This is a genomic window from Streptococcus mitis SK597 (assembly GCF_000148545.1).
Taxonomy (GTDB): domain Bacteria; phylum Bacillota; class Bacilli; order Lactobacillales; family Streptococcaceae; genus Streptococcus; species Streptococcus mitis_C.
Genome location: NZ_AEDV01000078.1, coordinates 1 through 12,998 on the forward strand (window position 1 = coordinate 1; position 12,998 = coordinate 12,998).

Below are 12,998 nucleotides of genomic sequence, written 5' to 3' on the forward strand. Positions count from 1 at the left end.
GAGTCCCACCGTACTTACATAATAACCTTCCGCCCAGAAATGCCGATTCCCAAACTTGTACTTGAGATTGGCGTGTTTGTCAAACATCATGAGTGCACTTTTTCCTTTTAAATACCCCATGAAACTCGAAACACTTATCCTTGGTGGAATACTTACTAACATGTGTACATGGTCTGGCATTAAGTGACCCTCAATAATTTCAACTCCTTTATAACTACACAAGCGATGAAATATTTCGCCTAAACTACTTCGATATTGATTATAGATAACTTTTCGTCTATACTTAGGGGTGAACACAATGTGATAGAACAGTGCCACTTTGTGTGCGATAAACTATGAGCCTTTTGTGCCATATTTTTCTCCTTTCGCTTTACAATTGGCTTGAACACCTTTATTGTATCGCGTTCGGAGTTTTTTTGGTATAACCTTCGACGCACACCCGCATAGCGGGTGGTTTTTTTGTCTCGCACCTAACGGAGCGAGACGGACTAATAGTCACATAAAGAAAACGACTTCTAAAGAAGTCGCATTCATCGAAAATTGGATTAATAACTATCATAAAAAATGCTTGAACTACAAGTCGCCCAGAGAATTTTTTGTTGCTAACTAACTTGAAATTTAGCGTTTGTATTTGAACGACAAGTCTAACACAGAGATGTTTTCTTATGTCTATAATTAGCTTTTATTTACTCAAGAAGTTCCAATTAAATTTCTTATAAAAAATTGTATAGCGATTTTGACTATTCTCGCTATGTTCATATAAAATTCCGTATTCTCCGTCACCTAAGTCTTGTAATGAATTATATGCAAATTCCCCACCTTGAATCAGATTATGCTTCAGCCAAGTTAACTCGCCATTTTTCTCAACACGTGCCAAGTGAACTAGACCATCTTTTCGTTCACGTCCTGGTCCAGCAGCATTGCTAAGAATAATATACTCTTTCCCATCATGCATAGTATGAATAGCTGACATTTGCACATAGGCATCTTTTACTTCTGGATAACGTTTTATTGTTTTCTCCCAAGTCACTCCACCATCTTTACTAGTAGCAACCTGAAGATCTCCAGTCAAGCCACGCATGAAGAGTTTGACATCACCATTATTTAATTGAAGAACAGTTGATTCTGTATTTTGAGCGCCACTATTATTCATATTAGACGAGTGGATGACACTATTTCCAACAGGTCGATTATCATTTGGGGCTTCTCCAGCATGCCAAGTTCCCCCATGATCATCTGAATAAATTAGACGCGAAGACTGCGAACCACCTAAATGCGAAATACTGTTTGTTGTATAAGCTGGTACCAATATCCGCCCCTTATGCGCACCTGTACGTAATACAATACCTGTTCCAGGACCTGTTCCAAGGAATTTCATCCAATCTTGTCGAATCCCTGGTGTGATATCTTTCGGTGCAGACCATGTTTTACCATCATCATCACTATAAGACATCCATAAATAGCTAGTATTTGCAACTCTAAAAGGATTTTTCGTACTTTGTGCAAAGTAAACATTACCAATTAAATCCTTTCCTTTATACAAATCACCTTTGTCGCTATATCCTAGTTTTTTGGGATTTACTACAACATGATACTCTGTTTTTTGATTTTTAGAATTATAAACTTCACCATTTTCACGAATTGTATAATATCCTTTTTCGCCTGTTTTATATAAAATTTGATAAGTTTTATCCCCTATACGCTCGTATGCTTTTTCAGGTTTAGCAGGCATACCGAATACTGCTTTTCCTTCTGGGAACATATCATAAACCGAAAAGATTCTCTTAGTTTCCGAATCTTGAACTAATACCATATCAATATTTAATGGCGACGGAGCAGTTTTGTCTTTGGCATCTGGATTATCACGAAGATTAGAAATTGTTATTCTATCTCCCCACGTCTCTCCTCCGTCCTGACTTCGACGAACTACCATACCAATATCTCCCCAATCTGCGAATTGTAAACGTCTTTCATCCGCTCCGGCAATTAATGTGCCTTTATCTGTTTTTAGCAGTGCTGGAATTCGGTAAGTATTAATTCCATCCTTATTCAATCCACCATTTACACCACTTACAAAAACTTCCTTCTTCTCTGTAATTTTTGCACTTTCCGATGATTTCACTTCTAAATCCGCTATAGGTCCTGATACAGATGTTCTACTTTCTAAAGTAGTTTCAACCTTATTTGCATCAATATTAGTAGTGGTTTCTTGTGCTAATACTGGTGAAATACCATACAAGACCGAGCCGATAACTATAGAAGCAACTCCGATAGTAAATTTTCTAATACCATATCGGTTTTTACGATTAATAAAACTCTGATTCATATAACTCCTCCGACGCTTTTGCTAAGCGCTTTTTTAAAATTTTTGAATTAGTTAAAAAGTTAGCACTGGAAAGCAATTCAACTAATACGATTGCTTATTCTTGATTAATCTATGACTCTCTAAAGGTAATTATTTTATTTCCTAAAAATCTAGATTTTTCTTTATTATACAATAAAACAATATATTTTTCTATAGTAATCTACAATAGATTCTATTTTCAGAAATATTTTTATACTTCTATCCTCTTTAAAAGTACTTTCGGCTTCTATAACAAAAATAAGTTAGGACTAGACTTTCTCCTTCAATAAAGAGTGTAAACGATAAACCCTGAGCCTTTTGTGCCATATTTTTCTCTTTTCGCTTTACAATTAGCGTGAACACCTTTACTGTATCGCGTTTGGAATTTTTTGAGTATAACCTTCGACGCGCACCCGCATAGCGAGCGGTTTATTTTAGATTAACATAAAAGTTCAAAGTGAGATTTTAGACAAAGTTAACTACCCTTTCGTTTATAGGAAATCATAACTCCGAAAATAATTCCCACAAAACCAAGCAAAACTGTTGCCATTGATTTATTCTCACCTGTATCTGGTAACTTAGCCTGCTCATTGTTACCTACTTTATTCTCTGATTGATTAAATCCTGAGTTCTCATTTGTAGATAACAATTTAGGTGATGGTACAATCTCCTCTTCTTTTTTATTTTTTGTAGGATTATCAAGTGCTAGATTATTGACAGAGTGTCGGAAAGTCATCGCATAAATACTAGAATTGCTAGTCTCAAAAATAATCTTTCCATCTTTTTGTTTGAATTCAATAGGGTGTAGGTTTCCTTCTGAATCTACAGCATAAACATTCTCAACAGAATGACCCGTAGCAAAAATAACTAGGACTTTTCCGTTAGGCTGAACAGTTCTAGCATCTGTATCCTTCAATTGAATATCAAATGCTTTATAGTTTAATGAACTTAGATCACTAACTTGAACTTCTTGAATTTGAACACCTATCACATTTTCCAATACTTCTTCTGAAGCTTGAATTTGCACACTTCCTGCTTCATTTTTGAAAATACGTTGTGAACTAGCAATTCTTGTGATAACGTGCTTAGTTTCTGCTTCATCCTTACTGTCTTTATTATTTACTTGTTTATCAGTAGATTTCACTACTGAACTTCCTTCTCCTGCTGTAGATAATACTTCTGTATAATTTTCTACATCATACACAACACTAGTTACTGCATTCACTCCGCCTGTGAAGTCTGAAAGGTGATGAATCTCAGCATCCGCACCATTCACGCCACCTTTAAACTCTGGCTTAGCTACTGTAGGAGCTGGAGAATTACCTAATGTGGATAGGAAGCCACTATACTCTGGAACTTCTGTAACGAGGGATTCACTTCCATTGACTCCACCTGTGAAGTCATGCTGTTCAACTGTTGGGACCGGTTCTTCTCCTGAGGTTGATAATGCACCCGTATACTCTGGGATTTCTAGTATCGGAGATTCAGTGAAAGGAACTCCACCTGTAAAATCTGGTTTATCTACTATAGGGGCTGGAGTGTCTCCTAATGTGGAGAGAACACCGCTATACTCTGGAACTTCTGTAACAAGTGAGTCGCCTCCGTTAACTCCGCCTGTAAAGTCATGCTGTTCAACTGTTGGGGCCGATTCTTCTCCTGAGGTTGATAATACACCCGTATACTCTGGGATTTCCAGTATAGGAGATTCAGTGAAAGGAACTCCACCTTTAAACTCTGGCTTATCTACTGTAGGAGCTGCAAAGTCACCAGATGTACCTAAAATACCAGAATCTTCTTTTCCACTATCTTTTTTTGGATCTAATTTCCCTGCTAAATCCTTATCCGAATCCTTCTTAGAAGGTTCCACTTCTTTATCTTCCACATAGACAGGATCTTTTGGTTGACCCTCAATATAAGAACGAACCCAATCCAGCTGCTCTTTTGATAAAACCAAACCACCACTGCGGCTTCCTACAACACCATTTTGGTGAACGCCAATTAAAGCACCTTTATCATTATAAAGACCACCACCAGACGCTCCAGGTTTCGTACCTCCATAGCTAATTCCCTCTATTCCAGAACCGAAGTCTGTAATTCCTACTACTTTGCTATCTAAAACTGGACTTAGCTTGTTATCTGGAAAACCATAGACCGAAACTGAATCCCCCTCTGCAACTTTCGAAGATTGTTTTACAACCTCTACAGGAGTTACTCCTTTTACTGCTTCTTTTAACCGAACCAAAGCTAAGTCATTTTTAAATCCAAATACAGAGTCTTTCTTATTCCAATAAACAATATCATCATCTGAAAAATTCACAGACTTACCATTCGGCAAAGTTGCTTTATACACTGTATTGGTACGACCAGATTTAGTAATTACTTCAGAACCTTTAACTGTTAAGAAATTATGAGCGACTGTTAACACCAAATTTGGTGCAATTAAAGTACCTGACCCCGACCCATCTGGCGTTTGAATGTGCGTTGTAGCATAGAAATTCTCTGAACCATTCGGAGCTTGTAATACCTCTTTACTAGGTACAGGTAAGTTCGATTTACCACTCAAATCGACTTTACCAACTTCAGTTCTTGCAAAATCCGAAGAAGACGTAGATGGAGGAGTTACCGAATCTACTACCGCTCTTATAATTGTATCTCCTAAAGCTAACTTACTGACATAGTCATCAGACCAAGTAGTATCACTTGCTAGTTTGTTAATTGGCACTCCGTTATAGGATACCACTTTAGCTGTTGGGGAAGTTGCTATTAACTGTTTGAAGTCTGGATTTTGTCTTAAATAAAAATTCAAACCACTTCCAACAGGACCCTCCTGAACAACCTTATCTGAAATCAAACGAGTTCCTTTAGTGTCTTCCACTCGAAGTAGAACACGACCTTTTTCTTCACCTTTTACTAAGGTAGCACGACCTTTTTCGTCAAAACTATACCAAGCACCGTCAATCTCAGACTCTACATCTTTTAAAGCTATATGATTTTCATCATAGTAGTAACGGTTTGCACCATCTATATACCAGCCTGTGATAGCATATTTATCAATCATTGACTGAATCCAAGCTCTGTGCTTTTCCGTAAAGATAGTACCACCACCAATACGCTCACTCTCAGAAGCACTTGGAGTATTTGTTCCGTGCTGGTGGATACCGACTACCTCTCCTTTCTCATTAAACAAAGGAGCACCTGAAAAACCTCCCAAAGCTGAGGAATGATAAGTGACTGCACCACTCTCTTTATTGATACTGCTCACAGTTGTTGAGACTGAATAAGCCTTACCGTCTTTCAAGCGAGCTTTATTCTCTTCACTTAAATTTGGAGTCGAAAAATCATTAGGGTAGCCGACCATAGAGATGCTATCACCCGTAGAAACCTCTTTATGACTCAATTCTCTTGGTGAATCTTCACCACCTGTCATAGCTTCTACAGGCTTTTTAGTAACTACTACCGCTAAGTCATTACCATATTCTTTACCAAAATTCTTCTCATCATACAAATGAATAGAACCCTTTTCAAGAGCTTCCGATACACCAGAAGTAGGTACTTTATTGCTCTTCTCCGTCTCTGAGTTCATCACCACATAACTACGAGCAGACTCCCCACCACGCAATACCGCGGACTTGTCTTCTTGGTTTTTATCATAGTAGTTATGAGCTACTGTTACCATCACATTCGGCGCTACAAAGACACCGCTACCTGATGCGGTTTGTTTTCCACTTGTTCCGCTATCATAAGTGGTATAAGTCATAGCAACACCTTCTGCAGGTTTACTATGAACGTCTACATCTTTAATATCATCTCCACCTTTAATAACATCAGCATAAACGACCCCGCCACCAATAACTGGTAACTCTGGTGCAGCTAAGCCGATCACTGCGGATAGTGTCAAGCAACCAATTAAACCATAAGCTTTGGATTTACGAAATTTTCCCAAACCTTTTAAACATACAAACATACATTACCTCACTTTAACTTTCAAAGTTAATTTATCCAAGTATATTCTTAAAAATAAAATATTACAGTTTCCATTAGCATAACACTCTCTACTTTGATTCTTACAATAAAAATAGCCATAGACTATTTTGCTCCTTTACAAATAATATTTAAGTACTGTATCTCCAAGAATATAGTTTTTGTAAGATATTATCCTAATCAGAAAAACTAAGTTATACATAAAATTATATATAAATGTTCATTTGTAGCGAAACTGTATATTTTCTTATAAATTATAACACATTTTACAGACGCTTTCCAATATCTTGAAAGAACTTATACCAAACTAGATAGCAAATGAATTGTTTTACACCAAGGTCAAGAAAAAACTCATACTCAATGAAAATCAAAGAGCAAACTAGGAAACTAGCCGCAGGTTGCTCAAAACACTGTTTTGAGGTTGTAGATGGAAGCTGACGTGGTTTGAAGAGATTTTCGAAGAGTATGAAATTCAAAGTATATATGAACTACAATATTTTCTGAATAGACTGTATACAAAAAGAGAGCTACTGTGCTCTCTCATTCATTATTTTACATACTTAAAAGGAATCTCACTACCACAGAGCCAGTTGTAGACTTGGTCGTTGACAAAAACATTCATGGCTTCATGAGCATACTCGGGCATGATACGATAGGCCTTATCGCAGGTCAGACGGTTGTAAATCGCAAACTGGGTACTGGGATAACAAACATCGTCGTCCAAGCCTGTAATCATCTTAACTTCACCCTTGATACGATGGGCAAGATTTTTCACATCGATATAGGCAAGGGTTGCCATGATTTCCTCCTCAGTTTCATGGAAGGGGTCGTGAAACTTGAAATAACGGAAAAGTTCGTCGTAAGCCTCGCTAGTATTACCAATCTCAAGCACTCGTCTAAAGTCTGACAAGAAAGGATAGATGGCAACTGTTTTCTGAATTCGAGGATTGAGCGCTGCTGCAACTAGAGCTAGAGCCCCTCCTTGCGAGGCACCATAACTAGAAAGTCTCTTCTCATCCACCTGTGGCAGACTGGCAATAATCTCAACCAACTGGTAAATATCCAGATAAACATCCTTATAAAAGAGGTGATCCCGACCTTCCACAGCCCCACGGATGATATGCCCTTTAACTGTATTTCCTAGAGAAGAGCGCAAACCGTCTTGTGAATAACCTGACTGCCCCCGCACATCCATGGAGACAACACCATAACCAGCAACGGTGAAGGACAGCATATCAACCCAGTCCCAGCCACGTCCCATATAACCATGGAAATGAAAAATTATTGGAACCTTCTCCTCACTCTTTGGAAGAACGACGCGTGCATAGACCTTGCCTTCATTGGTTCCTTCAAATGTTAACTCATAGCACTTGACTTGAGGGATGTGAAAATCTCTTTCCTCCAACTGGTAGGCTGGAAGCGTTGAAACTTTTTTCACTTCCTCAGCCCAGAAAGCATCAAAGTCCTCTGGAACCTCATCCCTGCCTTTATAAGTCTTGATTTCTTCTAATAAAGCTGGATTTTTCATAGCATGCTCCTTTTATTTTGTAATCGCTATCACCACTGTAGCATATCTATGTAATCAATGCAAGAAAGAAGGGTAAATAGAAAGTGAATTTAGATTCTTTACTTTTAGAATGATGGGCTGAAAGTAGTTTTAGAAACGAAAAAAGAGCATTTCGCTTTCTCTTCTTCTATTCAATCTTAGTTTTTTGCTTCTTTCTTTTGGAAAGTGGTTTGGTAATTTACTTTAATCGTTACTGTCATCTGAGAGTCCTCGTTTCTTTTTGATGACTCTAGTATAAGGGTCAAACCTGAAAGCTAGCTTAAGTTTTCCTTAGAGAAAGCTTAATCCAAATGTTCTTTCTTTTCCAAATGAAGGGCAATCATGCGCCACTCTGGATCTTCTTCCAAGCTTCTGTGTAGCGAAAAAAGAGCATTTCGCTCTCTCTTCTGTTTATACTAGTTTTTTGTTTCCTTCTTTTGGAAAGTGGTTTGGTAATTTACTTTAATTGTTACTGTCATCTGAGAGTCCTCGTTTCTTTTTGATGACTCTAGTATAAGGGCCAAACCTGAAAGCTAGCTTAAGTTTTCCTTAGAGAAAGCTTAATCTAAATGTTCTTTCTTTTCCAGATGAAGAGCAATCATGCGCCACTCTGGATCCTCTTGCCAGCCTTCTATAGAACTAATGTAGCTTGCAACCTTTCTGGCTTCTTCTAAAATCGGAAAATCCTCGATAATATCAGCCACTTGGAACTCTGGAAGTCCTGACTGTCTGGTTCCAAAAATCTCACCAGAACCACGCATTTTCAAATCTTCCTCTGCAAGGACAAATCCATTGGTGGTTTCTGTCATGATGAGCATGCGGTCTTTCCCGGAATCAGTCTTGGGATTAGCAACGAGAACAGCATAGGACTGCTTATCTCCCCGACCGACACGACCTCTAAGCTGGTGAAGCTGGCTGAGACCAAAACGATCAGCATCCATGATGATCATAACTGTCGCATTGGGAACATTAACCCCAACCTCGATAACCGTCGTCGAAACCAGAATATCCGTTTTTCGCTCTTTGAACTCCTGCATGATTTGGTCTTTTTCGTCACTCTTCATCTTACCATGTAGAAGAGCCACTTCTGCCTTTCCTGCAAAATAAGCCGTCAATTCCTCTGATAAGGCAATAGCATTTTTCAAATCCAGAGCTTCTGATTCTTCAATCAAGGGAGAGATGACATAGGCTTGAGAACCTTTTTGAATTTCCCCCTCTAACCAAATCAAGACCTGAGGTAGTTGCTCATGCTTAATCCAACGCGTCACAATAGGTTTTCGTCCTGCTGGCATCTGGTCGATAATGGAAACATCCATATCCCCAAAGGCTGTGATGGCCAGCGTCCGTGGAATGGGAGTCGCCGTCATCATGAGAACATCAGGATTGTCGCCTTTTTCTCTCAGAACACGCCTTTGCCCTACACCAAAACGGTGCTGCTCATCGATAATAATCAAGCCAAGACGAGCATAATCTACCCCATCCTGAATCAGAGCGTGGGTTCCAATAATCAAATCAGCCTCACCCTTGGCAATGGTCTCCAAGACTTCTCTTTTTTCTGCAACCTTCAAGGAACCTGTCAAGAGAGCCAGTTTTAGGTCCGGGAAGAGACTCTGTAGACTCTCAAAGTGTTGCTCTGCGAGGATTTCTGTTGGCACCATGAGGGCAGCCTGATAACCAGCTGTCACTGCCGCAAACATAGCCAAGCCAGCGACTACTGTTTTTCCGCTCCCCACATCTCCTTGCAGGAGACGATTCATGTGGTGGTCCGACTTCATATCGGTTAAAATTTCCAGCAAACTTTTTTCTTGAGCTGGGGTCAGGGCAAAAGGTAGATTTTCTTTAACTGCTGTCACCTTTTCCTGAGACCAATTCAGAACCAGACCGCTTCCCTGAACTCTATTTTCAGACTTGAGCGTCTGCAACTGCATTTGGAAATAAAAAAGTTCCTCAAACTTGATACGGCGAAGAGCCTGCTTGTATTCTGCCAAATCCTTGGGGAAATGCATGGCACGAACGGCCTGACAACGGGACATGAGTTTGTATTTGTCCAGCAAAGACTGGGGAAGATTTTCCTCAATCAAGAGGTCCAGTCCCTGATCAAAAGCCGTCTTGATGACCTTGACCAGACTGGCCTGACTGATTCCCTGAGCCAGACGATAGACAGGTTGGAGGTCATCTTCCACCTGAGCTAGGACCTTCATCCCAGTTAGACTAGTCTTGGCACGGTCCCATTTTCCAAAGACGGCAAGAGTTGCTCCCAACTCTATCTTATCAGCTAGGTAGGGTTGGTTAAAGAAGTTCACGGCAAAAACGACTTCTCCCTGCTTGAGGCTAAAACGCAGGCGATTGCGCTTGAAACCATAATACTGGACACTAGCAGGAGTCACGACTTGACCAGAAAGAACCGCCTTTTCACCGTCTTCTAGTTCCAATACTTGCTTGGTCTTGAAATCTTCATAACGGAAAGGAAAGTAGAGCAAGAGGTCTTGCAAATTTTCAATTCCTAGTTTGGCGTATTTTTCTGCTGACTTTGGTCCCACACCAGGCAAGACATGCAAGGGTTGATGTAGATTCATGCTCCACTCCTTTCTTTTCTAATCATATTCTCTCGGAATACGGTCACTGAGGAGACAAACCACCTCATAGTTAATAGTCCCACGGTAGGTCGCTACCTGAGTAGCTGTAATTTCCTTGCCCCCGTTAGAACCAATCAAAGTTACCTTGGTTCCGAGTGGGTAAGGCTTAGGCAGACGAATGGTGATTTGGTCCATCGAAACCCTGCCGACGATTGGGCAAGCTTGCCCATCTACCAAGACGGAGAAATTCTGCATGTCACGTGTCCAACCATCCGCATAGCCGATTGGCACAGTCGCGATGACTTGCTCGCTATCTGCCTGATAAGTTGCTCCGTAGCCCATATAAGCTCCAGCTGAAACTGTCTTGACATGGACCAGAGCAGACTCCAAGAACAAGGCTGGTGTCAAGTCATAGGGTAAATCCAAGGCATCTCCACTTGGATTGAGACCATACATGGCGTCTCCCATACGAACCGCATTGAAAATAGTCTCTGCATGCCAAAGAGTCGTTGCCGAGTTGCTAGCATGAACCAGCTCTGGCACTTCCTTCATACTAGCCAAAATAGATTTAAACCGTTCCAACTGGACATTAAAGTAGTCATCTGACTCTTCATCTGCAGTCGCAAAGTGGGTAAAAATCCCTTCAACACGAGCACCATGTTGTTGGAGCAAGTCTTGAGCCTGCTCAGCCTCACGAGCCTCTCTAAAACCAATCCGTCCCATTCCTGAATCAATCTTGAGGTGGACTGTCAATCCAGTTAGGTCCGCTTCCTTATCTAAGAGTGCTTGGATCCACTCCAATCCAGCCACTGTCAAGGTGATGTCATATTCTTTAGCAAGAGAAACAACTTCTAGTTCAGAAACTCCTAAAATGAGGATTGGCTTGCTGAGTCCAGCTTGTCTGAGTTCAATGGCTTCATCGATATTGGAAACGCAAAAGCCATCAACATCATCTTGAATAGCCGTCGCAACAGCAACAGCTCCATGACCATAAGCATTGGCCTTGACCACTGCAAATTTGAGCGTTCCTTCAGGGATATGAGCCCCCATTTGCTGAATATTTTGTCGAATAGCTCCCAGATGAATCAGAGCCTTGGTTGGTCTATGTGGACTAGCTTTCATGATTTTCCTCCAAAATGACACTGGCTGTCACAAACTGATCGGTGTGGCTGATAGACAGCCAAATCTTTCCTGAAAATGGTGCCTGACTAAAATAAGGCGCCCCGCGTTCATTATTCAAGACTTCCAAATCCTGAAAACCGAGTTTTCCAATACCAGTTCCCATAGCCTTGGAAAAGGCCTCCTTAGCCGACCAGCGACCAGCCAAATATTCGATTTGCCTGCGCCCTTTAAGACTGTTAAACCGTTCCATTTCCTTGGCTGTCAGCACGCGCTTGGCAAATCCTTCATGTCGTGTAACTGCACTTTCTATCGAAGCCAATTCTTCGATGTCAATTCCGTGTCCAACTATCATTCTCATCAAAAGGAGTTGAGATTCCCCAACTCCATCCTTTTCACTTATTTTGTCAAGGTAGCATAAATCTCTTCTACCAAGGCCTCTGTATTTTCCCAACCTAGACAAGGGTCGGTAATGGAACAACCAAAGATTTCTGGTTGGTTTTGACGACCATCTGCTAGGTAAGATTCAATCATAAATCCTCGAACCGTCTTTTTGATTTTCTCGTTCCAATCACGATTTTGCAAGGTCTGGCGGACAATTCGAATCTGTTCCATATATTGCTTTCCTGAGTTATCATGGTTGGTATCAATGAGGATAAAGGGATTTTCAAGTCCCATGGCTTCATAGCGCTCAATAGCATTTAGCAGGGTTTCATAGTAAAAGTTAGGCTCATTTTTCCCATATTCATTAACTGCTCCACGGAGGATGACGTGGGCCAAGGGATTTCCTGAAGTTTCAACTTCTTGACCATGGAAGAGGAAGGTTTGTTTGTTTTGAGCGGCATAGATACCGTTAAACATTACTCCAAGATTTCCTGAAGTTGGATTTTTCATCCCGACCGGTGCATCAATCCCTGAGGCCACAAAGCGGTGCTCTTGGTCTTCCACAGAACGAGCTCCAACAGCATGGTAGCTGACCAAATCATCTACCAAGACCAGATTTGATGGATAAAGCATCTCGTCTGCCGTTGTCAAACCAGTCTCTGTAATCACGCGGTAGTGCAACTGACGAACAGCCTGCAAACCATTAATCAGGCTTGGAGCCTTAGAGGTATCTGGTTGGTGAACCAAGCCTTTATAGCCGTCTCCGTTGGTACGAGGTTTAGCTGTATAAACACGCATGACTATGAAAATCTTGTCCGCCACCTTCTTTTGCAAGGCGGATAAACGGTGAGCGTATTCCAAGACAGCCTCTTCATTATCAGAAGAGCAAGGACCAATCACCAAAAGGATCCGGTCATCTTCTCCTGAAATGATGTCTACCAATTCTCTATCACGACGCTCCTTTAGTCGCAAGGCTTCCGCAGACAATTGAGTTTCTGCCTTGATTGCTTCAATATCGATTTCTTGACCTTTTTCAATAAATGCCATC

General features: G+C 40.7%; 6 protein-coding genes and 3 pseudogenes. 1 reads left to right on the forward strand and 8 read right to left on the reverse strand.

Annotation, left to right across the window (positions count from 1 at the left end; genetic code table 11):
* Positions 1-353, reverse strand: a pseudogene (gene tnpA, locus SMSK597_RS0102900) (IS200/IS605 family transposase); the annotation flags it as partial.
* A 149-nt stretch (positions 354-502) separates the two neighbouring features.
* On the opposite strand from tnpA, the pseudogene SMSK597_RS13405 reads away from it, so the two are divergent.
* Positions 503-635: pseudogene (locus SMSK597_RS13405) on the forward strand (IS30 family transposase); the annotation flags it as partial.
* Positions 636-685: 50 nt separating this feature from the next.
* On the opposite strand, the pseudogene SMSK597_RS10050 reads toward SMSK597_RS13405, so the two are convergent.
* The 7 genes and pseudogenes from SMSK597_RS10050 to SMSK597_RS10080 all read right to left on the reverse strand — a co-directional run.
* Positions 686-2,314: pseudogene (locus SMSK597_RS10050) on the reverse strand (exo-alpha-sialidase); the annotation flags it as partial.
* 505 nt (positions 2,315-2,819) lie between these two features.
* Positions 2,820-6,308, reverse strand: a complete 3,489-nt coding sequence (locus tag SMSK597_RS10055) for an SIALI-17 repeat-containing surface protein (protein ID WP_000496037.1) — start codon at positions 6,306-6,308, stop codon at positions 2,820-2,822.
* 564 nt (positions 6,309-6,872) lie between these two features.
* Positions 6,873-7,853: an acetylxylan esterase gene (locus SMSK597_RS10060; protein ID WP_000795090.1), complete on the reverse strand. Its 981-nt coding sequence runs from the start codon at positions 7,851-7,853 to the stop codon at positions 6,873-6,875.
* 578 nt (positions 7,854-8,431) lie between these two features.
* Complete coding sequence (gene recG / locus SMSK597_RS10065; RefSeq protein ID WP_001048785.1) at positions 8,432-10,447, reverse strand: ATP-dependent DNA helicase RecG; 2,016 nt, start codon at positions 10,445-10,447, stop codon at positions 8,432-8,434.
* 18 nt (positions 10,448-10,465) lie between these two features.
* Entirely contained in the window at positions 10,466-11,569 is a 1,104-nt protein-coding gene (alr, locus tag SMSK597_RS10070) for an alanine racemase (RefSeq protein WP_000648062.1), read from the reverse strand.
* Complete coding sequence (gene acpS / locus SMSK597_RS10075; RefSeq protein WP_000635003.1) at positions 11,559-11,921, reverse strand: holo-ACP synthase; 363 nt, start codon at positions 11,919-11,921, stop codon at positions 11,559-11,561. Before acpS ends, alr begins: the two co-directional genes overlap by 11 nt.
* A gap of 44 nt (positions 11,922-11,965) precedes the next feature.
* A complete protein-coding gene (locus tag SMSK597_RS10080; RefSeq protein ID WP_000864046.1) occupies positions 11,966-12,997 on the reverse strand; it encodes a 3-deoxy-7-phosphoheptulonate synthase in 1,032 nt (343 codons plus the stop codon).
* Between the last annotated feature and the right edge of the window lies 1 nt (position 12,998).

Excerpts from the sequence above, each read along its gene's own strand:
- SMSK597_RS10055 (WP_000496037.1), bottom strand. The coding sequence starts at position 6,308 with ATGTTTGTATGTTTAAAAGGTTTGGGAAAATTTCGTAAATCCAAAGCT.
- SMSK597_RS10080 (WP_000864046.1), bottom strand. The coding sequence starts at position 12,997 with ATGGCATTTATTGAAAAAGGTCAAGAAATCGATATTGAAGCAATCAAG.
- acpS (WP_000635003.1), bottom strand. The coding sequence starts at position 11,921 with ATGATAGTTGGACACGGAATTGACATCGAAGAATTGGCTTCGATAGAA.
- recG (WP_001048785.1), bottom strand. The coding sequence starts at position 10,447 with ATGAATCTACATCAACCCTTGCATGTCTTGCCTGGTGTGGGACCAAAG.
- alr (WP_000648062.1), bottom strand. The coding sequence starts at position 11,569 with ATGAAAGCTAGTCCACATAGACCAACCAAGGCTCTGATTCATCTGGGA.
- SMSK597_RS10060 (WP_000795090.1), bottom strand. The coding sequence starts at position 7,853 with ATGAAAAATCCAGCTTTATTAGAAGAAATCAAGACTTATAAAGGCAGG.